A 26,626-nucleotide genomic window follows, 5' to 3' on the forward strand; every position below is an offset into this window, starting at 1 on the left:
TCCTCTCGATTATGCTATCGATTGCAGCGCGGTGCCGGCTGCTCGACTTTTAAACTCTCACGATAAACAAGTTTGGCAGTAATGAATACTGGACTATAGTTCAGTAGTTGACGGCGGCGGATGGCCTAATCAGCAGATCAGACCAGGGCCAATGTCCCTATAGGAAAGGCCGGAAAGGTCTTAGCCGATGCCACACAGCTTGGATTGCTGTTGTCGTACCCGGAGTCAGTCTCAGTAAGAAGGGTTTGTGATATACTGTGTGGGTCGGGCCGCTACGTCATGGCTTCACATTGAATTTTCCGGGCCGAGAGCTTATAACAGCATAAGATCGTAAGGTGCCTGTGGACGAAAAACAGCGGGGAATTAACTCAAACACTGCCACGGGCGCAAAAAAAATTTGAGAACATAGGCGGTAACCGTGCCAAAAAAAACATATGCCGTCAGGTATGTCGCGGGCCAGCCAGTCGAGCGTATTTTCCCACCTCTTGCCTCTGGTCAATTAGGTCAGGCGTTGCCGCCGGGAGAACCTCTGCCAGGCTCGCGCATTTTGCGGGTGATGGTATGGAATATCTTCAAACAGCAGCGCGCCAATTGGCTATCGGTTCTGCAGGGGTTTGGAAAAGACACCCAGCTGGTCCTGCTACAGGAAGCGCAAACTACTCCTGAACTGGTCCGATTCGCCACTTCTCATTATCTGGCGGCGGATCAGGTTCCTGCATTGATTTTCCCGCAGCACCCGTCTGGGGTGATGACCTTGTCCGCGGCTCATCCCGTCTACTGCTGTCCGCTACGCGAACGTGAACCGCTGTTACGGTTAGCTAAATCGGCGCTGGTCACCGTATATCCAATCCACAATGGCCAGCTACTAATGGTGGTCAATATCCATGCGGTGAATTTCAGTCTGGGCATTGATGTATACAGTAAGCAGTTGGACCCCATCGGAGAGCAGATCCGTAATCACAGCGGTCCGGTGATCATGGCGGGGGATTTTAACGCCTGGAGCCGACAGCGTATGTTGGCGCTTTACCGTTTCGCGGAACAAATGGGCCTGGGCGAAGTGAGATTTGTCGACGATCAGCGCCGGCGGGCGTTTGGCCGTCCGCTGGATTTCGTTTTTTACCGCGATATGAACGTCTGCGAGGCGTCAGTGCTGGTTACCGAGGCCTCAGACCATAATCCCTTACTGGTCGAGTTTGAGCCTACCCCCGTCGCGCGCGGCCCCCGGCGGAACCGAAAATCGTCGGTATCGGGACTTAGGCCCTCAGCATATGGGGGTCTATATTTCCAATACTGTAGCGGGGTTCAGAACGGGGGATTGCAGACAGACATAAAAAAAGCAGACGTTGTAGCGTATGCTTTTTATAATGCTAACGGTGGCATGAATCTGCCCAGGCATCGCGTCGTGCTGTCTCACATCGCCGAAAAAACGAGGCGATCAGCGCTGCCTCAGGAATCCGTTGACTTGCCGTTAACGAACAGCGTGAGCTTAAGCCCCGGCTGCAGGTTGTTCGCATTAGTCAACGCATCGTTCCAGCGCATTACGTCTTTGATATCGACGCCGTGCCGGCGGGCTATGCTCTCCAGGGAATCCCCCTTGCGCACCTGATAGGTAATGCTGTTGTTGTTGGCAATCTGCATCGTGCCGCTGCCAACTTTCAGCGTCTGGCCCACCTTCAGGCTACGCGCGCTGCGCAGATTATTCCACTTATGCAGTTCAGCGGTTTTAACGTTAAGCCGTTGTGCGATGCCGGATAACGTATCTCCGGCGCGGACCTCATAGCTGCCGCCGAGGTTATCGGCAAGCTGCGTGGACTGTACCACCGCAATGCCGCCTTCCGCCAGCGAGGTACGCAGCTGGGAGGCATGCTCCTTGGGTAGCATTATGTAATGCGGTCCATTGGGCGCCGTCACGTTGCGCTTATAGCCAGTGTTGAAGCTTTTCAACTTGGTCAGCGACAGGCCCGACATTTCCGCCGCCTGCGTCAGGCCGATCTGCTGGCCGACTTCCACCCGCGCCAGTGCGCGCTGTGCATTCGATTTAGGCAACGCGATGCCAAATTGTTTGCTATTCTTAATGAGGTTGCTAAGCGCAAGCATCTTCGGAACATAAATGGTGGTTTCGCGAGGCAGCGCCAACGACCAGAAGTCGGTAGGGCGGCCCCTGGCCTTATTACGCTTAATGGCCTTCATAATACGGCCTTCACCGCTGTTATAGGCAGCGATAGTCAATAGCCAGTCGCCGTCGAACATACGGTTAAGCCGCTGCATCATATCCAGCGCAACGGTGGTAGACGCCACCACATCACGGCGGCCATCATACCACTGATTTTGCTTCAAGCCATAATTCTTGCCTGTCCTGGGAACAATCTGCCAAAGGCCAGCCGCGTTAGAGGCGGATGTTGCCTTAGGGTCAAAAGCGCTCTCCACTATGGGTAGCAGTACCAATTCCATCGGCATCTTACGTTGCTTAATCTGCTCGACAATCCAGTACACGTACGGCTCTGCCCGTAATGTTACATCGTGGAGATAGCTCTTCTGTTTCAAATAACGCTTTTGTTGCTCGCGGACCCGGGCGTTATCCGGTATATGCATCTTCAGCTCGTCGCCAATGAAGTCCCACAAATCGCCTTGCGGCAGGCTAGTGTTAATATCTTGCCATTGCGCGGTGCCCGCTCGGTCATCTGTGTACTTTCCTGCTTCACCTTGACCTGCCGAAGAAACACTCTGTGCATGCTGTTCGTGGGGTGGCGTGTCCTGCCTGGACGCCTGACACCCCACCAGCAAGACCGAGGCGAATAAGATCGCATGAGTCTTCATCTGTATGTCAATAGTCGCTTAAAAGACGGGCAATGGTACTTTGAAGGCTGGGACATTACAAATAAAACCTTTAGAAATGATCCTTCTTCTCGCGTAATGCCGCAAAAACACGCCATTCCTCGCTGGGAGCGGGGTGAACGTTTAATTTGTTTTGTAAATTAACGTCATGGCAACGTAAGAAAAGATTAATTTGTCGCTCTAAATGCAGTTTTGTCGGCATGCTGGGCTGGTTTTTCAGCCGTAACTCTTTAATTTTACGTTGATAATCAGTGATAACGCTATCTTGGGGTAATAGGGCGGCAGCAAAGTTTAAATTGCTTAAAGTATACTCATGTGCGGCACAAATAAGGGTAGCGGACGAAAGCTGGTTAACCTTCTGAAAAGACTCATACATTTGCCTGGGTGTGCCCTCAAACAGCCGGCCGCTACCTGCGGAAAAAACCGTGTCGCCGCAAAAAAGCCAGGGCGCGCTATAAAATCCGATATGTCCGAGTGTATGACCGGGTAATGCCATTATGCTGAAGGTGTGGTCCAGTAATGTCAGGCTATCGCCTTCGTTGACTATCTGCGTTGCGCCTTTGGAACGGGTTTCTTCTGGGCCATAGACTGGCACGGGAAAATGCTGCAGCAGCTCGCTAACGCCGCCTACATGGTCCTGGTGATGATGAGTCAATAAAACGGCGACAGGGGTCAGCCGGTGGTCGGCCAGCGCTTGCAACACCGGCGTCGCATCGCCCGGATCGACCACCAGGCAGCGCCTGTCGTCATTGTGTAAAAGCCAAATGTAATTATCCGCCAATGCGGGAATGCTGATAAGATTCATTGTTAACCTCGTTATTTTTTCTATGGCACTTAGAAGATAGACAAACATGAAACCAGCGCAAAGTAACAAAACGATTAAGGCGCCTGTCTCATGGGACGATATTCCCTGCGGGGCTTACTATCGTCAGGCGCTGGAGCAGGGTTTGAAAGCCTGGTGGCCAAAGCTGTTCGGTTTCCATTTACTTAAAATCGGCGCGCTGAGCGCGGATCTGGATACCAGCGATTGTGCGATTTCTCATCAGGTGAATGTGGGACTTGAAGGCGAGTGTTTGCAGGTTATCGCCGACCCTTATCAATTACCCTTTGCCAATAAGTCGGCTGATGTCTGTCTGCTGGCCCATACCTTATCCTATACCGGCGATCCCCATCGGCTGCTGCGGGAGGTGGACCGCGTGCTTATTGATGACGGCTGGCTGGTCATCACGACGTTTAACCCGGTAAGTATGCTGGGGTTGGGCAAAATCTGCCCGGTTCTCTTTCGCCGCCAGCCGTACAGAAGCCGCATGTATACACAGATGCGGCTATTGGATTGGCTGGGGGTGCTTAATTTCGAGGTTTTGCACCGCACCCATCTGCAGGTGCTGCCGTGGCGGCGCCAGGGGGGGAGGCTGCTCAGCACCCATTTTCCGGCTATCGGTTGCTTGAGCGTGATTGTCGCGCGAAAACGCACATTCCCCCTCAGCCTGACGCCGCTGAAGAACTCGACGCCCTCCCGGGGATTAAGCCGGCCGGTTAACGCCACCACCCGCAGCTGCCGGCAACGGCATGTCTCATAAACAAAGTGAACCCGATTTAATCCGCCCGGCCGCCGCTCGTTTGCGCTTCCACTCGATAACCGATGTCCTCCAATGCCGGATGGCAGGCGGCGGTGCGAGCCAGTTCATCGCAGCGTTCGTTTTCCGGGTGGCCCGAGTGGCCCTTTACCCAATCCCAGCGCAGGGTATGAGGCTGAATGGCCGCGTCCAGCCGCTGCCATAAGTCGACGTTTTTCACGGGTTTCTTGTAGGCGGTTTTCCAGCCCCGCTTTTTCCAGTTGTGTATCCATTGGGTAATCCCCTGGCGGACGTACTGGCTGTCGGTACTAAGCACCACCTCGCAGGCATCCGTCAGCGCCTCCAATGCCACAATCGCCGCCATCAGCTCCATGCGATTATTGGTGGTCAGGCGATAACCGGCGCTGAAGGTTTTTTCGTGCTGCTTATAGCGCAGTATGGCGCCATAGCCGCCGGGACCGGGATTGCCCAGGCACGAACCGTCGGTGAAAATTGCAACCTGTTTACGCATCTCTGGTAAACTTGCTCCATGTTAAAAGCCCAAGTCTGACATAAACGAGCATTATGAGCACTGACATTACGCGACAGATTGTTCTGGATACCGAAACCACCGGTATGAACAAGTTGGGGGTCCACTATGAAGGACACAGGATTATCGAAATCGGCGCGGTGGAGGTCATCAATCGCCGCCTGACCGGCCGGCATTTTCATGTTTATCTGAAACCGGACCGGCTCGTCGATCCCGAAGCGTTCAACGTGCACGGCATCAGCGACGAGTTTCTGGCGGATAAGCCGACATTTGCCGACGTGGCGGACGAGTTTCTGCACTTTATCCGCGGTGGCGAACTGGTCATTCATAATGCCCCCTTCGATATCGGCTTTATGGATTATGAGTTTGGCATGCTAAACCGCGGCATTGCCAAGACTGACACCTTTTGTAAGGTGACGGACAGTTTGCTGCTGGCGCGCAAAATGTTCCCGGGTAAGCGCAACAGCCTGGACGCATTGTGCGACCGCTACTTGATCGATAACAGTAAGCGTACCCTCCACGGCGCATTGCTTGACGCCGAAATTCTGGCGGATGTTTTCCTGCTGATGACCGGTGGCCAGACCGCGATGCGTTTTGCCATGGAAGGAGAGCAAGAGCAACGCGATGTGGGCGAAACCGTACAAATTCAGCGGGTGCAGCGCGTCCAGACGTCGCTGAAGGTGATCTATGCCAGCGACGAGGAGGTCGTAGCCCATGAGCAGCGTTTGGATCTGGTGCAGAAAAAGGGCGGTAGCTGTGTGTGGCGGGCGGAAAGATCTGCACAAAGCGAATAAAATCATCCTGTCAGGTCAAAATGAACGCAGGGTGCTGCAATGATCAGCAAACGATTTCCCGGCGCATAAAAAGCATTGACGTCAAACGGCACTGACCTTACTATTCGCCTCGCTTTCCCGACAAAGCACAAGTGCGGTGCGGTAGTTCAGTCGGTTAGAATACCGGCCTGTCACGCCGGGGGTCGTGGGTTCGAGTCCCATCCGCACCGCCAATCATTTGAAACCCTGTGTTTGCCTAAACACAGGGTTTTGTCTTTTCTGCGGCAGCAGCGCCGCCTTGCATTTCCCCAGCGTATCTTGCGCCAGCCCTGCAGAGATTCAGGCCGCGAATAGCCTGACTAAACCCGTATCCGGGCGTTTTGCTGCTTACCGATGAACCCATTCAATAGCGGGCGGATTGCCACCAACGCCGTCTTCGCCATCATGGCCCGAGCCCAGTCCTAGTTTAAGTGTGAGTTTGAGCCCAAACCTAAACCTAATCCCAAGCCTGAATCTGAGCCCCCAGGCGCTACTCTTCCTTACGGAGGGCGTCGAGCGCGACATTCCGACACAAAAAGAACTAACCGCTCGCGTTATAGGACTAAACTAAAACACCGGCTCACAAAAAAGGAACTGACCATGAGTGACGCGACCGAGAATAAGAGTTTCGATTTCAACGCCAATTACCCGCGCGATCTTATCGGTTATGCCGGAAAGCCCCCTCATGCCGGCTGGCCTCAGCAGGCACGTATCGCGGTGCAATTTGTCCTGAATTATGAAGAAGGGGTCGAAAGTCATGTGCTGCATGGGGACGCGGGTTTCGAAAAGTTCCTTTCCGATATCATTGGCGCCGCCAGTTATCCGGAGAGGCATATGTCGATGGATTCACTGTACGAATACGGCTCACGTGCCGGTTTCTGGCGGATTCACCAGGAGTTCCGCCGCCGCGGTCTGCCGTTGACCGTCTTTGGCGTGGCGCTGGCTGCATTATCAGGGCGTCGATGCCAAAACCGAACGCCAGCATATGCAGCAGGCGGTGAATGGTTGACGCAATTATTTGGTTCAGCGCCGCTGGGTTGGTATACCGGCCACGACAGCCCCAACACCCGGCGGCTGGTGGTGGAGCAGGACGGTTTTCTCTACGACAGTGATTATTACGGCGACGATCTGCCGTTTTGGGCGCAGGTCACCCGCCAGGACGGCACGGTAAAACCGCATCTTATCATCCCCTATACGCTGGATGCGAACGATATGGGCTTTACCACGCCGTAGGGGTTTAACAGCGGCGACCAGTTCTACAGCTATTTGCGCGACAGTTTCGACGTACTTTACGCCGAAGGGGAGACGTCACCCAAGATGCTTTCCATCGGCATGCACGGCCGCATATTTGGCCGGCCGGGCCGGTTTCGCGTGCTGCAACGTTTTCTGGATTATATCCAACAGCACGAACGGGTGTGGATTTGCCGTCGTCAAGATATCGCTGACCACTGGATTGCCCACCATCCCTACCAGGAAGCGCATCCGGCGCAGGACGGGTAACAAAGAGCGTCGCGTGCCGAGACGTCCTCGCTTATGCCCGTTGGCAAAGCGCAGGCGCGGATGACCATTTGGTGGCTGGGAAAACAAAGCAGAAAAGGGCCAGGACGTGAGTAACGGGCGAGCCTGTAGGCAGGTTGCCGCGTCCGGCTCGGCCTGTGCCAGCACCGTTCCCATGGGATCCAGGATCAGGCTGTTACCGCTATAGTGGTGCCGATTGCCATCGTCGCCAACGCGATTGCAGCCGGCGACATAAGCCTGATTTTTGATGGCGCGCGCCGCTGGCCAATTAGCGACGTACAGCGCCAGATCGTAGTCCTGCCGATTGCGCGACCACAGCGGAAAGCGCAGGTCATAACAGACCAGCGGCAATATCCGCCAGCCTACCACCACCCGTTCCTGGCCGGCCTGATAATGGTGATGCTCGTAGGCCATTCTGAACAGATGACGCTTATCATAGCGGTGCGTCACGCCGTTGGGCTGCACCAACAAGAAACGGTTGACCGCCCCCGCGGGCGTGGCGATGGCCGCGCTGCCACCTACCATTGCGCCAGGGCGCTGGGCCCAATCCCCAAGCCATGCCACTACCCGCTGCTCGGGCAGGGCGTTGCCTGCCGCTTCCATGGAGAAACCGGTAGTAAATATTTCCGGCAGGAGAATCAGATCTTGATCAATGAGCGGCGCCAGCAGGCGGTCAAAGTGTGCCAGATTTGCCTCGCCGTCCATCCACACCAGCGGCGGCTGCAACAGGCTAAGCGCTAAAGTCGACATAAGCGCTCCGCGGCGGCGTCCAGCGTCTGATCGCCTTTAGCGAAGCACAGGCGGATTAGTTTATGTGGGAAGGGGTCGGCGCAGAACACCGATAGCGGCTACGCCGACATGGGTGGTGAGCCACTCACAAAAGCTAACGTCGTCTTTATCGGAGAGGGCGCTGTAATCCGCCAGCAGAAAATAGGTGCCTTCACAAGGCAGCAGTTTCAACCGGCTGGGCGCCAGCGCCTGCATGAGGTGGTCGCGCCGCTGGTGATAGAACGCCGGCAGCTACTGCCAGTGCGCCGGCTCCTGGAGTAACATATCGGCGAGGGCCAGCTGTGCCGGCGTGTTGACCGCGAAGGTCAGATATTGGTGTATTTTGCGTACTTCGACGCTTAAGGCCGCCGGAGCTACGCAATAACCGACTTTCCAGCCGGTCATATGTATGTCTTGCCGAAGGAGGAAACGGCAATGGCACGTTGGCACAGTCCGTCATGGGCGAGCACGCTTTGATGGCCGCCATCGGCAAAACAGATATGTTCATACACTTCATCGCTCAAGACATAGATTTCCCGATCGGCGATGGCCTCGTGCAGTGGCGTGACGCCGGTCATCGGGGCATATTGATTGGCGCCCTGGCTTACATGCCAGGCCAGCCGGGATTTCAAATAGTCGGGACCGTCGAAATCGGGAAAGTCCCTGAGACAGGTTAATCGCCTGGTGGCGTTGCGCTAGCGCACTTATCCGGGTAAAGATGGTGGTGCCCAGCGCCGGAAGTTTACTTTGCGGTACAAGCGGGGTACTCATGGCTAATATGACTCCTGATAGCCGGGTTTTCAGCCAATATAACATGCTGGCTATATTTGACAATCAAGACGTGTAGACGGCTAAATGACGATCAAGGGCATCAGCCGCCCGGTGATCCTGGATGCGGTGCTGAATAAGCAGGGCGAGCATCCCATGGCTAAAAAAGCCACCGTGGGTTTCAATGCCACCACGACCATCAAACGTTCTGAGTTTAAAATGGGGCAGTTCGTGCCCAACGTGAGCGATGACGTCACCATCAGCATTTCGACAAAAGCGCTGGCAAAATAATTACCCGCGCGCGGCCACGCCGGCGTGACACTGCTGCTGCCGGGGTGATCCTTCCGCCTGTCCGATGCGATCTCCACTGCCCTGCCTCCTCGTGACGCGGGACATTTTTTTCTCAGCTCCGGGCATCGCAGGCAGCGGAAAAACGTGCAACCCAATCCAGGCCGCGGCAAAGGGCGAAAATGGCGCGGCAGGCTAGGTTGCTGCCTTGGCGCTGCTTGCGACAACGGTGACTGCCGCCGCGCCGGCGCTGAATCCGGCAGCCGCAGCTGTTGTTGCTCTGGCACGGAATGCGCCAACCTATGGCTCGCTCTTGTCGCATTGTGCGCCGCGGCCATGTCCTCTCGATACCATTATGCAATACTATTATCAATAGATTTATTATCTGCCCATTTTATGAGATAGCGCAAACCGTCCGTCGGACCGGCGCTTCTCGCGGTACGGGCATTCCGGTAAACTGCTGCCGGAAAATATCTTTTATCGCCAGCCTTGATTGAGGGACGACCCCATGTATCAGGATTTGATTCGCAACGAACTTAACAAAGCCCTGCAAACGCTGCAAAATTTCCTCAGCGATGAGCGCCATATTCAGTCTATTGAAGACGCGGCCAAACTTATCGCCGATACCTTCAAAGCCGGCGGGAAGGTGCTCTCCTGCGGTAACGGCGGCTCACATTGCGACGCGATGCATTTCGCCGAAGAATTGACCGGCCGCTATCGCGAGAATCGCCCGGGCTATCCCGCTATCGCCATCTCCGATCCCAGCCACCTGTCCTGTGTGAGCAATGATTTCGGCTATGAGCAGGTCTTTTCACGCTACGTAGAAGCGGTGGGCAACAAGGGCGATGTGCTGGTCGGCATCTCGACCTCCGGCAACTCGGCGAACATTATCCGCGCTATTGATGCCGCGCGCGCCAAAGGCATGCGGGTGATCGTCCTCACCGGCAAAGAGGGCGGCAAAATGGCCGGCAGCGCGGATGTAGAAATTCGCGTGCCGCATTTCGGCTATGCCGACCGCATTCAGGAAATCCATATCAAGGCTATCCATATCTTGATACTGCTTATCGAGAAAGAAATGGTGGCGCAGGGATAACCCCTGTTCGGCAGGGGAGCGACAGGAGAGGGGCATGTGTGAATTGCTCGGCATGAGCGCCAATGTACCAACGGATATCTGTTTCAGTTTTTCCGGCCTGGCGCAGCGCGGCGGTGGAACCGGACCGCACAAAGATGGCTGGGGAATCACCTTCTACGAAGGACTGGGCTGCCGCACGTTCAAGGATCCGCTGCCCAGCATCGACTCGCCCATCGCCCGGTTGGTGCAGGACTATCCGATCAAATCCTGCGCGGTGGTCTCACACATTCGTCAGGCCAATCGCGGTAGAGTGGCGCTGGAAAACACCCATCCTTTCACTCGCGAACTTTGGGGACGCCACTGGACCTTCGCTCATAACGGCCAATTGCGTGGCTACCGGACGCTGCAAACCGGCAATTTCCGCCCGGTGGGGCAGACGGACAGCGAGCAGGCGTTTTGTTGGTTGCTGGCGCGCCTGGCGGAACGCTACCCGCACACGCCGCGCCATTGGCCGTCGGTATTCCGCTATATCGCCGGTTTAGCGAACACGCTGCGGCAAAAAGGGATTTTCAATATGTTGCTGTCCGACGGCTGCTACGTTATGGGCTATTGTTCCAGTCATCTGTATTGGATTACCCGGTGCGCGCCCTTTGGTAAAGCCACGTTGCTCGATCAGGATGTGGAAATCGATTTTCAAAAGCAGACCACGCCCAATGACGTGGTCACGGTGATAGCCACCCAGCCGCTGACCGGCAATGAAACCTGGCAGCGGGTGGCACCGGGGGAATGGGTCTTATTCCGGCTTGGCGAGCGCGAATTGTGAGACGGCCGGTGCGCCGCTTTGCAACATCAGCGGCGCGCTTATCACATACTGACCATTTACCACCGATACTGCCGTCGGTTGATGGTGTTAGGCGAAATAGGCGTAACCGGGCGCAAGCTGGCTCCAGAATTTGTAATTAACTGAATAATGATGGCGCTGCATATTTGCCGGCGTCATGCGAAACGGAAATATATTAATATTTACCTGCGCCTGACCATTAAGCAAAGCATCTTCCACATAGCGATAAATCTCCGCAATCGAAGAATCCGTCATGGCATAGCAGCCGATAGAGCGGCAATCGCCGTGAATCATCAGCTTGGCGCCTGAATAGCCCTGCTCCCGGTCATAGTCATTGGGGAAACCGATATTAATGGAGCGATAATAATGACTGTTCGGATTCAGATTGCGCGTGTCAATGGCGTAAAAACCCTCCGGACTCATGAAATCGCCTTCACGCCGTTTCGGGCCCAGTCCGCCGGAGAACTTGCAAATTTGAAAGCTGTCCACCAAATGGTATGCATTACCCATCTTGGCATACAGTTCCAAAATGCGTTCTTCTTTAAAGACTTGAATAAATACCGGTGAGCCTAATAGTTGTTGCTTAAGTTCCTGGCCGACTTTTGCCTGTAAGCATCGCCAACAGCAGCGCGAATCTGCGCATTGTCATTCCTGTTTCATCAAATAAATGAGCAGCCGGCCACGAACGTTACCGGCGGGACTGTCAACTGCCCGTGGGCAATCAGCGACAAGATATTACTGCTATTATTTTATCAAGATACATTTTGTATAGATGAGAATCCTTACTGTATACTTGTACAAGTCAAGGGGGCCGGATGCGTAAAATCATACATGTCGATATGGATTGCTTTTTTGCCGCGGTCGAAATGCGCTACAATCCGCACCTGCGCCACATCCCGTTGGCGATAGGCGGCAGCGCCGACCGCCGCGGCGTTTATCAGCACCGCCAACTATCCGGCACGACGCTTTGGTGTGCACAGCGCCATGTCCACCGCCATGGCATTAAAATTCTGCCCCGATCTCACGGTGATCCCCGGTCGTATGGCGGTGTATAAAGAGGCGTCTGAGCATATCCGTTCCATCTTCGCCCGTTATACGGCGCTGATTGAGCCGCTGCCGCTGTATGAGGCGTTTATGGACGTCACCGACAGCGATTGCTGCAACGGCTCTGCCACACTGGTGGCGCGCTCCATACGCCAGGAGATTGCCGATGAACTGCGGTTGAAGGCTTCCGCAGGCGTGGCGCCGGTTAAGTTTTTAGCGAAAATCGCCTCCGATCTCAATAAGCCCAACGGCCAATATGTCATTACCTCCGCCGTTATGCCGGCGTTCTTATTACAGTTGCCGCTGGCGAAGATCCGGGGGTCGGTAAGGTGACGGCCAAAAAACTCAGCGATATGGGGCTTGTCACCTGCGCGGACGTGCAGCAATTTGACCTGGCGACGCTATTGCGCCAGTTTGGCAAATTCGGCCGTATCATTTGGGAACGCTCGCAGAGTATTGATGAGAGACAGGTTTCCGCCGATAGGCTGCGCAAGTCGGTGGGGTTCGAACGTACCCTGGCGCAAGATATCACCCGCTGGAAGCGTGCGAGGAGATTATCGACCATCTTTCCCCCGAGCTGGAACGGCGTCTAGCCCGCGTGCGTCCCGATCTGCAGATGGCCCGTCAGGGTATCAAACTCAAATTCGCCGATTTTCAGCAGACGACGCAGGAGTATGTCTGGCCGCGGCTGAATAAAACGGACTTGATCGCCATCGCGCGCCAGGCCTGGGAACAGCGGCACGGCGATCGCGGCGTCCGGCTGGTGGGATTGCATGTCACGCTCATGGATCCGCAACTTGAGCGTCAGCTGTTGTTGAATTGGGAAGAGGAATGAGATTCTCTCCTTTAGGCACGTAGCGGCCAATGGCCGCACGGGTCATACATGGGCGGTGAAAACGTCGCGCTCTGCTCACGCCCATGGCTGTTCTGGGCGTCGGGCTGATGAGCCACGTAGAAGAGAATGACGCGGTGGGCCTAACGGCGGTGGGGAGGCTGTCTCGTTGCGGCGCCGGCCAAAAGGCCAGCGCCGGTCTGGTTTATTTCTTGACGGGAATCGCTTTCAGCAGCGCGGTCAGCAGCTTCCAGTATTGGCCGACGCTCGCGATATGGACTTGCTCATCCGGCGAATGCGGGCCGGTAATGGTCGGCCCGATGGAGACCATATCCATCTCGGGATAGGGTTTTTTGAACAGCCCGCATTCCAGACCCGCATGAATCACCTGAATGTTGGGCATTTTGTCAAACAGCTGCCGGTAAATATCGCGCACCAAGTGTATCACCGGCGAGTTAGCGTCTGGCTTCCAGCCCGGATAGCTGCCTTTGGCGAAGGTGGTCGCGCCGGCCAGTCGCCCCAGCGCATGCATCATCCCTTCCACCTGTAGTTTGCCGCTGTCGATAAGCGAGCGGATCAGGCAGCGGATTTCGGCTTTGTCGGCCTTTATCGACACGACGCCAACGTTCAGCGACGTTTCCACAACGCCTTTTACATCATCGCTCATGCGGATGACGCCGTTCGGCATGGCATGGAGCAACGCGATAAGCCGGTCGCTGCAGGCTTTGGTCAGCGCCTGTTCGCCGGGCTGGCTATCGCTAACGTCAAGCGCTGGTTTTTTCTCGACCGCCGTCAGTTCGCTTTCGATGGTGCTCAGAAAGGTGCGCGCCTGGAGACGCAAGCTGTCGACGTTTTCCTGCGGCAGCGCCAGAACGGCGAATGCTTCGCGCGGAATGGCATTGCGCAGTGTCCCGCCGTGCAAATCCAGCAGACGGATGTCCAGCGTGGCGCAGAAATCTGCCAGGAAGCGAGCCAGCAACTTATTGGCGTTGCCGAGACCCAGATGGATATTGGCGCCGGAATGGCCGCCCTTCAAGCCGGTCAGCGCCACCCGCAACGTGTGATACCCGGCCGGTATTGCCTCGCGGCTAATCGGCAGCTGGGTCTTGAAGTCAACGCCGCCGGCGCAGCCCATATAAATCTCGCCTTCCTCTTCGGAATCGGTATTGATGAGGATCTCGCTCTGCAGCCAGCCGGGCTGCAGCCCGAAAGCGCCCTCCATACCGGTTTCCTCGGTCATGGTCAGCAGCACTTCCAGCGGACCATGCTCCAGGCTGTCGTCGGCCAGCACCGCCAGCGCTGACGCCATGCCGATGCCGTTATCGGCGCCGAGCGTGGTGCCGCGTGCCTTGACCCATTCGCCGTCTACCCAGGGCTTGATGGGATCCCGGGTGAAATCATGCTGGGTATCGCTGTTTTTCTGCGGCACCATATCCAGATGCGCCTGCATCGCCACTGGACGGCGATTTTCGTAACCCGGCGTCGCCGGCTTGCGGATGAGGATATTGCCTACCTGGTCTCGTTCGGCGAACAGGCCCTTGTCCTGCGCCCACTGCACGATGTGCACTGCCAGCGCTTCCTCATGGTAGGACGGATGTGGGATTGAACAAATGTTGGCGAAAAGATCCCACAGCGGCTGCGGCGTAAGTTGAGACAATTCAGACACGATAAAAAACTCCTGTGATATCGTAAAAACCGCGCTGGCGGCGGTGAGCGGCCGGCGGCGGCGCAACCCTGGTGTACCAAGGATATCACTTTACTTTACCTGAGGGTAAAACTGAGGTTAAAAAGGGGGAGGTACTGGTATTTGGACGGCTGCGTCTGAATTTATGAGCGAAAAATACGTCGTCACCTGGGACATGTTGCAAATCCACGCGCGTACTATGGCTAAACTCCTGCTGCCCGCTGAACAATGGAAAGGGATTATCGCGGTCAGCCGCGGCGGCCTGGTGCCCGGCGCTTTGCTGGCGCGCGAGCTGGGGATCCGCCACGTGGATACCGTATGCATCGCCAGTTATGACCATGACAATCAACGCGACCTGAACGTGTTAAAACGGGCGGAAGCGGACGGAGAAGGGTTTATCGTGGTTGACGATTTGGTAGATACTGGCGTTACCGCTAAAGCCATTCGCGAAATGTACCCCAAGGCGCACTTCGTCACCATTTTTGCCAAACCGGCCGGCCGTCCGCTGGTGGATGACTATATTATCGACATCCCGCAAAATACCTGGATTGAGCAGCCCTGGGATATGGGCGTGGTGTTTGTGTCGCCGCTGGCGGGCAAATAATCTGTCTGCTGCGCCAAGCCTGGGAGCGGTTACAGCTGGCGCCGGACGCGAATTCGGCTTGTGCCGCACAGCGGCTATTTGTCTCTGCCGGCGCCCGGCATCGCCGAGCGTTTGTTTTTTGTGGGCTGAATGGTTAACCTTGCAGGCATCGTTCTGGAATTCCAGCCCCCGTCTTTGGAGACGATGCTCGATGGCAGGTAACAATCTGAGCGAAACCCTATTCAAACCCTCGGTTAAACACCGTGAGACCTCCACGCTGGTGGCCCGCGTCCGTCATGACGGGCAAAATAGGATAATGTCGGAGTTAGACGGGGCCAATCCCGGCAACTGGTACCGGTTAATCAATCGTCTGATGTGGATTTGGCGCGGCATCGATCCCTGGGAGATCGAGGAGGTCCTGGCGCGTATCGCCGCGAGTCGCGCGCCCCACACTAACGATCGGCTGCTGGATACCGTCATAGGCTACCGCGGCGGCAATTGGATCTACGAATGGTGCCATCAGGGGATGGTCTGGCAGCAGCGCGCAATGGAAGGCGTTGACGGCGCTACCGTGGCGCGCGACTGGCTACAGGCGGCCCGCTTTTACAGCATCGCCAGTTATCCGCATTTGAAAGGCGATATGCTGGCGGAGCAGGCGCAGACGCTGGCCAATCACGCCTGGGAAGAGGCGGCCAAACACCTGCCGCATGAAATCAAACAATTGGATTTCCCGATCGGCGGCGGCAATGTGACCGGTTTCCTGCATCTGCCGCCGACGGGGCAGGCTCCCTATCCGACGGTGCTGGTTTGCGGCAGTCTGGATATGTTGCAAAACGATACCTATCGACTGTTTGACGATTACTTCGCCCCGGCGGGCCTGGCAATGCTGACCATCGATATGCCCTCCATCGGCTTTTCCGCCAAATGGAAACTCAGTCAGGACACCAGTTTTTTACACCAGCAAGTGTTGCGCGGTCTGGATGCCGTCCCCTGGGTTGACCAGCGCCGCGTCAGCGCTTTCGGTTTCCGCTTCGGCGCCAGCATCGCGGTCAGGCTCGCCTACCTGGAACCGCAGCGGCTCAGAGGCGTCGCCTGCCTCGGTCCGGTCGTGCATGCGTTACTGACCGACAGCCAAAGACAGGACAGCGCACCGGATATGTACCTCGATGTGCTGGCCAGCCGCATCGGCATGGCCGGCGTCTCTGACGGTGCGCTGAAAACCGAGCTGAACAGCTATTCTCTCAAAGTGCAGGGGCTGCTCGGCCGTCATTGTCCGACGCCGATGCTGGCGGGCTGCTGGCCCGACGATCCCTTTTGCCCGCCGGCCGAGGCGCAGTTGATCGTCTCTTCCTCGCGGGCGGGTAAATTATTGCCGATTAATTCATCACCGCTATACCGCAATTTCCATCTGGCGTTAACACAAATCAGCCGCTGGCTGAAAACAATTTGAAAAGTTAATATAGCACTACCGTTTGTTTGCTCCTTAAGGTGAACAATAAGCAAAGTGAGGTTATAGCATGGCGTTAGTGCGTGGGCATCCCAGGGGCAAGATATTGAAAGGTTTTAGCGCCCTCGGCCCCTATATTCGTGAAGGGCAGTGCAGCGACAACCATTTTTCTTCGACTGTCTTGCGGTATGCATCAATATGCAGCCTGCGCCCGAAAAACGTGAATTTTGGGGCTGGTGGATCAATTTGGAAGCGGAAGCGAAACGTTACACCTACACCTACCATCTGGGTAAGTTCGACAAAGAAGGCAAATGGACCGAAAGCGAGTTTAGCGATTAGGACGTTATCGAGAAACTGGAAAGTTCGCTACGTGCCTTTCATACCCGCCTGCGCGCGTATATTGAAACGCTGAACATGACGCTGGAGACAGCCGATGCGTTCAAAGAGCAGCCATTCAATCTTACCGCCTGATTTTCCGTTCCTGCTTTCTCATTCGTTTCGCGCTATGCTGGCAGGCATAGCGCCTGGTCCCGTCGGCGGCAGGCAAACCTTAAGTCAATCAACATCCTTAACGGCAGATATCGTTATGAACAGCAGCCAGACTCTGGTGATTAAATTAGGCACCAGCGTCCTTACCGGTGGTTCGCGCCGGCTCAACCGGGCCCATATTGTCGAGCTGGTGCGCCAGTGTGCTCCGCTGCATGCCGCCGGGCACCGGATTATTATCGTTACCTCCGGCGCCATTGCCGCCGGACGGGAATACCTCAATTATCCCGAGCTGCCCGCCACCATCGCCTCAAAACAGCTGTTGGCGGCGGTGGGGCAGAGCCGCTTGATTCAGTTTTGGGAACAGTTGTTTTCCCTTTACAACATTCATATCGGCCAAATGTTGCTGACCCGAGCCGATATGGAAGATCGCGAACGGTTCCTTAATGCCCGCGATACGCTGCGCGCCTTATTGGATAACGGTATCGTGCCGGTCATCAATGAAAATGACGCGGTCGCGACCGCCGAAATCAAAGTGGGCGACAACGATAATCTGTCGGCGCTGGTGGCGATTTTGGCCGATGCCGACAAGCTGCTGCTGCTAACCGATCAGCCAGGCCTGTTCTCCGCCGATCCGCGCACTAACCCTGACGCGGAGCTCATACGCGAGGTCGAAGGTATCAACGATGCGTTGCGCAAAATGGCCGGCGGCAGCGTCTCCGGCCTCGGTACCGGCGGCATGGAGACGAAACTGCAAGCGGCCGAAGTCGCCAACCGCGCCGGAATCGAAGTCGTGATTGCGGCCGGTGGCAAACCAGGTGTGATTGGCGATATGATGGCCGGTGCATCGGTAGGCACCCGTTTCCACGGCCAGAAAATGCCGCTGGAGAGCCGCAAACGCTGGCTGTTCGGCCCGCCGCCGGCGGGGGACATTACCGTCGACGATGGCGCGCTGAAGGCAATATTACAACGCGGCAGCTCGCTGTTGCCCAAAGGCATTCTGGCGGTGGAAGGCGACTTTTCCCGCGGGATTGTCGTGCGTATTCGCAGCACCGATGGCCGCGATATTGCCCACGGTGTCAGCCGCTACAACAGCGATGCCCTACGCATGATTGCCGGTCACCATTCACAGGACATCAGTGATATTCTGGGGTATGAATACGGGCCTGTGGTTATCCACCGCGACGACATGATTTTATGTTAAGGAGCGCACATGCTTGAGCAAATGGGCAAGGCGGCGAAAGCGGCTTCGTGGCAGTTGGCGGTGTTGACCAGCGCACAAAAAGATAGCGCGCTGCAGGTCATAGCAGACAGTCTGGAAGCCAATAGCCAGAGCATCCTCGACGCCAACGCGCAGGATATGGCGGAAGCGCGCCGCAACGGCCTCGTTGACGCGCTGTTGGATCGCTTGTTGCTAAACCCGGCGCGTTTATCCGCTATTGCCGCCGACGTGCGCCAAGTGTGCCGTCTCACCGACCCGGTGGGGCAGGTGATAGACGGCCAGCGGTTGGACAGCGGCCTGTCGCTGGAACGCCGCCGGGTTCCGCTCGGCGTCGTAGGGGTTATCTATGAAGCACGCCCCAACGTTACCGTCGATGTGGCGGCCCTGTGCCTGAAAACCGGCAACGCGGTGATTCTGCGCGGCGGTAAGGAAACCTATCGTACCAACGCCGCCACGGTGAAAGTAATACAGCAGGCGCTGACAGACTGCGGTCTGCCGGCCTGCGCGGTGCAGGCCATTGAGGATCCGGACCGCGCGCTGGTCAATGCACTGCTGCGCCTCGATCGTTATGTTGATATGCTGATCCCGCGCGGCGGCGCCGGGCTGCACAAACTGTGCCGTGAACAATCTACCATTCCGGTTATCACCGGCGGCATCGGCGTTTGCCATATCTACGTCGATGACACTATCGATTTCGAGCAGGCGCTGCCGGTCATTGAAAATGCCAAAATACAGCGTCCCAGCGCCTGTAATTCGCTGGAAACGCTACTGGTACACCAGGCCATCGCCGAACGTTTCCTGCCGCGTCTGAGCCATCATATGCATACATTGGGCGTGACATTGCACGCCGACGACAACGCGCGCCCGTATCTGGCTGATGGCCCGGCAACCTGTGTTGCCGTGACGGAGGCCGACTACCATGACGAATGGCTGTCGCGCGATCTGAATGTCAAACTGATGGACGGCTTCGAGCAAGCTGTGGCGCATATTCGTCATTATGGCACTCAGCATTCTGACGCCATCCTGACCCGATCGATTCAGGCGGCGGATCGTTTCGTGCGTGAAGTGGACTCCTCGGTGGTGTATGTTAATGCCAGCACCCGTTTCACCGACGGCGGCCAATTCGGTCTGGGCGCGGAGGTGGCGGTCAGCACGCAAAAACTGCACGCGCGCGGACCGATGGGGCTGGAAGCGTTAACCACTTACAAATGGATCGGCTACGGCGACAACCTGAGCCGACCCTGATAACGGCGGCATGGACAAACGCGCGTCGGCGCTCGCGCGCCAGATGGCACAAGCGGGCAGGCGTTAGCCAGCGAAAAGGTAAGCGCTCAGGGCGGAGCCAGCCGCGCGCTGACATTCTGGCCGCGGCGGCGAGGCTTCTCCTCGCGCCGTGGCTGTTCCCGTTACAATCGAGATTGGCGCAAATGCGCCAGGAGAGAGAGGATGGACAGCGCAGGGTATCCGTGGAGCGACAAGAGACATCAAAGGTTATTCGGCGCCCGCAGGGAATGAGATGCTGCATTTATCAGCACTTGCACGCGTGCCTATTGACTCTTTTCCCGGATTTGCATAACGTGTTCACCCGAGATTAACGCCCGCATGCTGATTTCCCCATGCCGATATAGCTCAGTTGGTAGAGCAGCGCATTCGTAATGCGAAGGTCGTAGGTTCGACTCCTATTATCGGCACCATCAAAGCAATAAGTCAGATAACATCCACTGAATTCCAAAAGTATCTTGCGCACTATTTATGTCTTTCTCAACCGGAAAGGTGTCGACAGGCAAGTAACTTCTTTTAGCGGGCGCACACGCCACATGTTACCCATCCCCCCTCTGTGATCCCCAGGCGTCCCTCTGGCATCCTGCCTGGCACCTAAATAACACCGGCAACGGGCAAGGTGGCCCGCGTCACCGGCACACGGTCCCGCGTTATGTTTTATGACGTGCTAGCCACCGTTGCGGCGGTTTCACTTCATGGCGAGCGCTTAGCCCGATGCCCTGCCTTCCTTTCTAATTCTCTAAACGGCGTAGTGATTAATGAACAGCCCGTGGCTTACGTAGCCTAGCCAGGGGTTTGCGACCTCCGGCGACGCCTGCTTTTCTCACTACCGGCATAGCATCGCTTGTCACGTCCCATTTTAATATTGAGGTAAGCCACTTTGGCATCGCGTTATTGAAAAAGGCTGCTGCGTGTTTACGCCGAAGCGATACGGCCTGTCCTTGGGACAATCTGAAGGTAGCGGCTCTCGCCACGTTCAGCTATCAGGCTTTGCTGCAACATCGGCTACTAATCAATCAAGCGGGCGTGGCAAGGTGCAGCCCAGCGTTTTTTGCCTCTTTGACGCGTTGGGACGTCCATTCGCATTGTAACGACTTAAGATTACCGCGCTTAACAAAGCAGGTAAGCGGTATATTTGCCGGAGGAAAAAGCCCGTTATCACAAGGAGGAAAAGCATTACTCATGCTGAGTGTATATTACCGGCAGTGAAAACTATTTTTGTGATGGGTGAAAACTGGAAGGGGTTCATATTTCACTGTCATTATAAGTAATGTAGGGCGTTAATTTGTCGGCAACGCCATTAGAGAGAATGACTAATTATCTAAATGAATTCCAAACGAACCTACAGTTAATTGTTTTTGGTTTGTTGCTTTATCGTATTTATTTAGTTAGCGTAATGAGGTTATTTTTTAAAATAAAAAATTTACTGACAAAGATATATATTTTATCATTATGAATTTATTGATTTTTTAGTTACATCTTTGCGCGAACTTCCCCGGTAATCTCATTAACAAGAATGGATGACAGTAAGTCACTCGTTGAAAAGTGATTTGAATTTTATATATCGACATGTAATAATCCGTTTCATATGATATTCGACTGATTGAATTAAAAGACAAAGTCTGAGCTTTGCCCCCTACGCCCGTTATTATAAAAGGGATAACAGAGATAAACATTGGCATTCCAGGGTAAGAATGAGTGTGACAGCAGTTTACCTGAGGAGAATGCAATAGCCCTGATTCGGTTTTGTGACGGTGGCTATATCGTGACGACGCGACCGCCGCGCCACAATAATGTCGTTTAGACGTCATAAGGCATAAAGCATTATCTCCTCTATTTCGTCGTAATGGCGTATTGTGCTTATGTTAACGGGTCATACCATCTCTGTTGCCAATAAAAATTTGTCTTTCATCATGATGTTTATTCTAGGTCCTTTACGATATCGTAGGTGAGATCATGCACGCGGTTCGCCCGGTGTAAATTATCGAGATAAGCTATCTTGCTTCCGGATAATAAATGCTGGTAGGCACACTTGACTTTTTGTCGTTTTACGACAACCAGAGTGGATGGTCTTTACGAAAAATTGACGCATCCATTATTATTTTGTTAATCAGGAGTGTTGTTTAAATCGTCAGATCGATGGGCTGGTGTTAATGCAAAATCAGCGATCATTAAATGGTTAGCACGCGGAATGACAAGAAGGTTTAGCTATTTTACCGATTCTGTCGGTTGGCTTTATATTGCTCAAATAGAACGAAAAGGCTCATTTACTGAATCAGGTTGGGGCCTCCGTTTCGCTTTGCGTGTCTGTCAAAACTTTCTATAGCTTCCTTTCTTAAGTAATACGTATTGGGACCGGTGTTTTTCATCTCCCGTTTAGCGCGTGGTAGTAAATAAATGTAAATCAAAGAGTGCTTTTAAATGAAAAAAGTCTACAGAAAAAAAGACCTTTCATGGGGTCTTATTCTTTTCACCTGGTTAAATATCGGCATTCAGGCCATTGTCCCGTTAACGTATGCTTTTGTGCCGTCACAGGCCAGCGCTGCAGGTAACACCAAATTCCTTAAGGGCTCTGCAGATAAGGCGACGCTGGACACCAAAACATATACCCTTGCTACCGGTGAAACAACAGCTTCCGTCGCGCAAAAATATCACATGAGCCTAGAGGCTCTGCGCAAGCTGAATCAATTTCGCACTTTTGCTCGCGGCTTTGATCATTTGCAGCCGGGGGACGAGCTTGATGTCCCCTTAGCGCCGCTGCCTGCGGTCACGTGGGCTGAAGAAACGCCCGTACCGGCTTCTGCGTCGAAAGAGGATCTACAAGCGCAAAAAATCGCCGGTATTGCTAGCCAGGCCGGTAATTTCTTGGCTAACAGTCCGCGCGGAGATGCCGCCGCTTCTATTGCCCGAGGCATGGCGACCGGGGCCGCCAGCACCGAGGTTCAGCAATGGTTGAGCCAATTCGGTACCGCCCGCCTGCAATTGGATGTCGATAACAAGTTTTCATTGAAAAATTCCCAACTTGATTTACTCATCCCACTTTATGAGCAGCCGGATAAACTCGTTTTTACCCAGGGAAGTCTGCACCGCACCGACGATCGTACCCAGACTAATCTCGGGATGGGCATGCGCTGGTTCAATGACGGCTATATGTTGGGAGGCAACACGTTCCTGGATTACGATTTGTCTCGCGACCATGCGCGTATGGGGATGGGCGTAGAATACTGGCGTGATTACCTGAAAATAGGCGCTAACAATTATTTGCGTCTGACCAACTGGCGTGACAGCAAAGATTTTGCCGATTACCAGGAGCGTCCGGCCAACGGCTGGGATATGAGTCTTGAAGGCTGGGTGCCGGCGTTGCCGCAATTGGGCGGGAATCTGAAATACGAACAATATTATGGTAAAGAGGTCGCGCTATTCGGTAAGGACAACCGACAAAAAGACCCCCATGCCATCACCGTAGGGGTTAATTATACGCCGTTTCCTCTGTTAACGTTTAGCGCCGACCAGCGTCAGGGCAAGGCGGGACAAAACGATACCCGTTTGGGCGTACAGTTGAATATTCAGCTCGGTACCCCGTGGCAACATCAATTGGATACCAGTGCCGTCGGCGCTATGCGTACCCTCGCGGGTAGCCGCTATGATTTGGTGGATCGCAACAACAATATCGTTCTGGAATATCGCAAGAAAGAAGTCATCCATCTGTATACCGCCGATCATTTGGCCGGTTATGCGGGCGAACAAAAATCGCTGAATGTGTCGATTAACACCAAATACGGGCTTGAGCGTATCGATTGGTCGGCACCGGAATTGCTGGCGGCGGGCGGTAAAATCGTCCAGGAAAGCATAGATAATTACAGTATCGTACTGCCTGATTATAATTTTGATTCGGCTAACGGAAACGTTTATGAAATTAGCGGTGTTGCCATCGATACCCACGGTAATGTGTCGAAAAAGGCCAAGACGACCCTCACCGTTACGCAGCCCGCGATTAATACTACCACCAGCGAATTCACGCCGGTGAAAAGCACGTTGCCGGCCGATACTGTCGCCCAGCAAACGCTGACCTTAAAGGTTAAGGATATCCAGGGCAATCCCGTTGATATCGGCGAAGATGAAATCACTGTCACCAGCAATAATGCGCAAGAGAATTCGGGTGCCAAGGTCTCCGCTTTACAACGCCAGGATAGCGGTATCTACACGCTGGTGGTGACGGCGGGAACGGGCACTGATGTAATAAAAATTACCCCCAGCGCCCGAGGTGCAAACTTTGCCTCCGCCAGCGTCACGGTTGAAGCAGACGGTACGACCGCGCAGATAAAAGCGCTGGAAGTGGTGTCGGACAATGCCGCCGCCGACGGTCAGGCCACTAATCAGGTTAAAGTGACCGTTATAGATGCCAATGGCAACCCGATACCCAACCATGTGGTGTCGTTCTCGGCGGATAACGGCGCGACTATCATCGATAACGCGACCACCAACGCCAATGGAGCAGCCGTCGCGGATCTCACCAGTGTAAAAGCGAGTGAGGTGACTGTGACGGCGGCGCTGGATAATCAGGTGACCAAAACCGTTAAGACCACCTTTGTCAGCGATGACAAATCGGCGATGGTCGCCGAGCTGAAAGTGGTGTCAGACGGCGCCACCGCCGACGGTAAAGCGGAAAATCAGTTAAAAGTCAGCGTAACGGACGCCAATGGCAATGTCATCGAAGATAAGCCCGTGACCTTGCAGGCCGAAGGCGGCGTCGTTTTGTCCACTAATAGCGTCACCACCGATAAAGACGGTACGGCAACCTTTAACGCCATGAGCACCACATCCGGAACGTTTAAGGTGACCGCGACGACGAACGGCTATTCTAAAACTGCCTCCGTGGTCTTTGTCGCCGGTGGGGTGGTGGGTGTCAAATCCACGCTGGCAGCGGATAAATCCCTTATTGCTTCAAATGGAAGCAGTGCAATCAGCCTGACGTTCACCGCGCATGATAACCACAACAATGCCGTCACCGGGCTGACGGTGGCATTCGAACCGAATGGCGTTGAGGGAAAAATAAGCACGGTCAGTGAACAGGATGGGGTTTATACCGCCACCTTTACCTCTACCAAGACTGGCGTTGGCACTATTGGTGTTGCCGTCAATGGCACCCGGCTGGAGGAGCTAACGGCGGTAGACGCGGGTGTTTATTCATCGACGCTGTCGCTTTCGGTAAATGTGAGTTCTTAATCCCCGCGGGGCGCCGTACGGAAAATGATCGGCGCTCAGGGATCTCAGTATCAATTCAGAGCATCGCGGTGGCTATCGCGGTGCGAGGATAATGGCATGAAGAGTAAAATCAGTAAGTCGTCCTTAGCGTTATTTGCATCATTTATCATGTGGATGTTCGCGATGTCGAACGCTCACGCGCTGATATGCTATGTCGGAGAGGACACTTCCGCCACGGCCGAGTCGGTTACCTTGAGCACAATTGCTTATTTAAAGGGGACAGCTAATGGGGACAGGATTTGGGAGTCGCAAACCTATAACAGAACGGTGACGTGCAAAAGTGAACTGAGAGATTCGAAAACTGAGGAAAATTTATATGTCTACCCTTACCCCAGACGAGGAACACAACAATTGCCGGAAGGGGTGAAATTAGGTTTGATTTTTGATGGTGATGATCTAGGCATATTCAACGCTGATGGCGACGTGTATGCAAGTAGAGTCGCGACTAAACATATCATTGAAAAAGGGCAAACGAAATCTCTTCAGATTTCTTTCAAAGTCTATTTGGTGAAGGAAGGTGAGATTAGTACCCAGGGCATGTCGGATTTAACCTTATTTCAATTGGATGGTGTAAATTCGTTAAAAGATAAGAATTACGCCTTTTCCATTAATGGCTGGGACAATATTGGCAGCGTGAGTTGTGATACTGCCATTACAAGTAAGAATGCGACAATCTCGTCCATCGATACCGACAAGGCATTAGCCGGTACGGCATCCGAAGAGAGTGCCCTGGCATCGATTAAAATTAATTGCAGCAGTGAGTCAGCGAATGTCCTGAGTAACATTAAGAGCGTCAATGGTACACTGAGGGTAAACGGGACTGCGTTCAGTGGTAACAGCAGCTATTTCGCTACTGATAAAACGGGTCTGGGCGTCGGCCTGTCTTATGACGGTACTTCCCTTGCCCCCGCCGGGACCAAAAGTGTAAGTGTGCCGGTCAGCGCAGGTGTCGCTAGCCAAGACCTGACTTTTACCCTGAAGCCGTATTTGACCACGTCGTTAGCGCTGGGTAATCCGGCCTGGTTGTTTACTGATGAGGCGCAGGCCATTAACAGTACGATGACGATGACGTTTACTCCCCAAAGTCTGAATATCCACTAAGTCTGGGCCCTCGGACGATAACCGGCGTGCCGCCGCGTTCCGCCAGGTTGACGCCGGGCACCCGCCTCCTGTCACTCATCCTATCAAGGTGGCGTGGGGTATCGGAAGAGGGACATGTGCGCTGGTGCAGGGCCGATGGCGAGGGTGCCGCTGAAGTTATCGGTTATCCGTGGGGCGAAACGCTGATCGCAGGCCTGCTCATCAGGAACGCCCTCCAGGACTCGCTATAATGATGTGGCGGCGCGATACCCGCGCGGGCGGCAGGCGTCTGGCCGCGTTGAACGGCGGATCAACCGCGGGCAACAGGACAAGCGCAACATAACGGTCTATTCCGTTTAAGCACCAAGCTACGGCTATAACGTTACTGCAATGGATGTGAGGGTGATGAGGGTGAGGAAAAGCAAAGCCTGCGCTCAACTGATGGGCTGGCAATGCAGAACGTTGCCATAAAGGGATACCAGCAGAAATTAACGCCTTCCCTGAGGAGTTTTTAGGTACATAACGATTTAGTCCGACAAGGTGGCAGTATTCGATAAGTCCTTTGAGGGAATTTTTGTCTATTTTGCTATAAATTTTTTGTAGTCTGTTTTTTATCGTCCTATGAGAGATGAACATCCTTCTCTTTAGTGGAAAATATGTCTACCAGCGGCGTTAACGTTATTATTGATGGGGC

At 54.5% G+C, this 26,626-nt stretch carries 14 protein-coding genes, 2 tRNA genes and 8 pseudogenes; 17 read left to right on the forward strand and 7 right to left on the reverse strand.

All coding sequences use genetic code 11. From position 1 onward, the window contains the following. Positions 1-418: 418 nt before the first annotated feature. Positions 419-1,201: pseudogene (locus SGP1_RS26610) on the forward strand (endonuclease/exonuclease/phosphatase family protein); the annotation flags it as partial. A 245-nt stretch (positions 1,202-1,446) separates the two neighbouring features. Here the strand turns inward: SGP1_RS26610 and mltD are convergent. Then, the gene (gene mltD / locus SGP1_RS05060) at positions 1,447-2,817 is read right to left on the reverse strand and encodes a murein transglycosylase D (protein WP_011410341.1); all 1,371 of its coding nucleotides are present in this window, start codon (positions 2,815-2,817) and stop codon (positions 1,447-1,449) included. 70 nt (positions 2,818-2,887) lie between these two features. After that, on the reverse strand, positions 2,888-3,640 hold the full coding sequence (gene gloB / locus SGP1_RS05065) for a hydroxyacylglutathione hydrolase (protein WP_011410342.1): 753 nt from the start codon (positions 3,638-3,640) through the stop codon (positions 2,888-2,890). 46 nt (positions 3,641-3,686) lie between these two features. On the opposite strand from gloB, the gene SGP1_RS05070 reads away from it, so the two are divergent. Next, the gene (locus SGP1_RS05070; RefSeq protein ID WP_011410343.1) at positions 3,687-4,415 is read left to right on the forward strand and encodes a class I SAM-dependent methyltransferase; all 729 of its coding nucleotides are present in this window, start codon (positions 3,687-3,689) and stop codon (positions 4,413-4,415) included. A 16-nt stretch (positions 4,416-4,431) separates the two neighbouring features. On the opposite strand, the gene rnhA is transcribed toward SGP1_RS05070, so the two are convergent. After that, on the reverse strand, positions 4,432-4,923 hold the full coding sequence (rnhA, locus tag SGP1_RS05075) for a ribonuclease HI (protein WP_011410344.1): 492 nt from the start codon (positions 4,921-4,923) through the stop codon (positions 4,432-4,434). Positions 4,924-4,976: 53 nt separating this feature from the next. On the opposite strand from rnhA, the gene dnaQ reads away from it, so the two are divergent. The 3 genes and pseudogenes from dnaQ to SGP1_RS05090 all read left to right on the forward strand — a co-directional run bounded on the left by dnaQ (position 4,977) and on the right by SGP1_RS05090 (position 7,253). After that, a complete protein-coding gene (gene dnaQ, locus SGP1_RS05080; protein WP_011410345.1) occupies positions 4,977-5,735 on the forward strand; it encodes a DNA polymerase III subunit epsilon in 759 nt (252 codons plus the stop codon). Positions 5,736-5,870: 135 nt separating this feature from the next. Continuing rightward, positions 5,871-5,947: transfer RNA gene (locus SGP1_RS05085), tRNA-Asp, on the forward strand. A 406-nt stretch (positions 5,948-6,353) separates the two neighbouring features. Next, positions 6,354-7,253 (forward strand): annotated as a pseudogene (locus tag SGP1_RS05090) (allantoinase). A gap of 120 nt (positions 7,254-7,373) precedes the next feature. Here SGP1_RS05090 and SGP1_RS26615 read toward each other — a convergent pair. Beyond that, positions 7,374-8,021, reverse strand: a pseudogene (locus SGP1_RS26615) (amidohydrolase); the annotation flags it as partial. Further along, a pseudogene (locus tag SGP1_RS05100) lies at positions 8,009-8,810 on the reverse strand (aminotransferase class I/II-fold pyridoxal phosphate-dependent enzyme). The pseudogenes SGP1_RS05100 and SGP1_RS26615, both read right to left, overlap by 13 nt. A gap of 84 nt (positions 8,811-8,894) precedes the next feature. Here SGP1_RS05100 and SGP1_RS05105 point away from each other — a divergent pair. From SGP1_RS05105 to SGP1_RS05120, 3 genes and pseudogenes are all read left to right on the forward strand, one after another. Beyond that, positions 8,895-9,098: pseudogene (locus SGP1_RS05105) on the forward strand (YceI family protein); the annotation flags it as partial. Positions 9,099-9,603: 505 nt separating this feature from the next. Then, positions 9,604-10,188: a D-sedoheptulose 7-phosphate isomerase gene (gene lpcA / locus SGP1_RS05115; RefSeq protein ID WP_011410348.1), complete on the forward strand. Its 585-nt coding sequence runs from the start codon at positions 9,604-9,606 to the stop codon at positions 10,186-10,188. A 34-nt stretch (positions 10,189-10,222) separates the two neighbouring features. Continuing rightward, complete coding sequence (locus SGP1_RS05120; protein ID WP_011410349.1) at positions 10,223-10,990, forward strand: class II glutamine amidotransferase; 768 nt, start codon at positions 10,223-10,225, stop codon at positions 10,988-10,990. Here the strand turns inward: SGP1_RS05120 and SGP1_RS05125 are convergent. Continuing rightward, positions 10,961-11,614 (reverse strand): annotated as a pseudogene (locus tag SGP1_RS05125) (L,D-transpeptidase family protein); the annotation flags it as partial. The gene SGP1_RS05120 and the pseudogene SGP1_RS05125 sit on opposite strands and share 30 nt — an antisense overlap. 209 nt (positions 11,615-11,823) lie before the next feature. Here SGP1_RS05125 and dinB point away from each other — a divergent pair. Continuing rightward, a pseudogene (dinB, locus tag SGP1_RS05130) lies at positions 11,824-12,887 on the forward strand (DNA polymerase IV). A 202-nt stretch (positions 12,888-13,089) separates the two neighbouring features. Here the strand turns inward: dinB and pepD are convergent. Then, positions 13,090-14,550 (reverse strand): beta-Ala-His dipeptidase, encoded by a 1,461-nt coding sequence (gene pepD / locus SGP1_RS05135; RefSeq protein ID WP_011410350.1) that lies wholly within the window; start codon positions 14,548-14,550, stop codon positions 13,090-13,092. 163 nt (positions 14,551-14,713) lie between these two features. On the opposite strand from pepD, the gene gpt reads away from it, so the two are divergent. The 8 genes and pseudogenes from gpt to SGP1_RS05175 all read left to right on the forward strand — a co-directional run bounded on the left by gpt (position 14,714) and on the right by SGP1_RS05175 (position 25,953). Next, positions 14,714-15,172 carry a xanthine phosphoribosyltransferase gene (gene gpt / locus SGP1_RS05140; RefSeq protein ID WP_011410351.1) on the forward strand — a complete coding sequence of 153 codons (459 nt, stop codon included), beginning with the start codon at positions 14,714-14,716 and terminating at the stop codon, positions 15,170-15,172. Positions 15,173-15,362: 190 nt separating this feature from the next. Further along, positions 15,363-16,601 (forward strand): esterase FrsA, encoded by a 1,239-nt coding sequence (gene frsA / locus SGP1_RS05145; protein WP_011410352.1) that lies wholly within the window; start codon positions 15,363-15,365, stop codon positions 16,599-16,601. 67 nt (positions 16,602-16,668) lie between these two features. Further along, a pseudogene (gene crl, locus SGP1_RS05150) lies at positions 16,669-17,069 on the forward strand (sigma factor-binding protein Crl). A gap of 115 nt (positions 17,070-17,184) precedes the next feature. Beyond that, positions 17,185-18,288, forward strand: a complete 1,104-nt coding sequence (gene proB / locus SGP1_RS05155) for a glutamate 5-kinase (protein ID WP_011410353.1) — start codon at positions 17,185-17,187, stop codon at positions 18,286-18,288. A gap of 9 nt (positions 18,289-18,297) precedes the next feature. After that, positions 18,298-19,551 carry a glutamate-5-semialdehyde dehydrogenase gene (proA, locus tag SGP1_RS05160; protein WP_011410354.1) on the forward strand — a complete coding sequence of 418 codons (1,254 nt, stop codon included), beginning with the start codon at positions 18,298-18,300 and terminating at the stop codon, positions 19,549-19,551. A gap of 373 nt (positions 19,552-19,924) precedes the next feature. Continuing rightward, a tRNA-Thr gene (locus tag SGP1_RS05165) sits at positions 19,925-20,000 on the forward strand. A 2,008-nt stretch (positions 20,001-22,008) separates the two neighbouring features. Next, on the forward strand, positions 22,009-24,813 hold the full coding sequence (locus SGP1_RS05170) for an inverse autotransporter beta domain-containing protein (protein ID WP_011410355.1): 2,805 nt from the start codon (positions 22,009-22,011) through the stop codon (positions 24,811-24,813). A gap of 96 nt (positions 24,814-24,909) precedes the next feature. Continuing rightward, on the forward strand, positions 24,910-25,953 hold the full coding sequence (locus SGP1_RS05175) for a hypothetical protein (protein WP_041866645.1): 1,044 nt from the start codon (positions 24,910-24,912) through the stop codon (positions 25,951-25,953). The last annotated feature ends 673 nt before the right edge of the window (positions 25,954-26,626 follow it).

It is taken from the genome of Sodalis glossinidius str. 'morsitans' (genome assembly GCF_000010085.1).
Lineage (GTDB): Bacteria > Pseudomonadota > Gammaproteobacteria > Enterobacterales > Enterobacteriaceae > Sodalis > Sodalis glossinidius.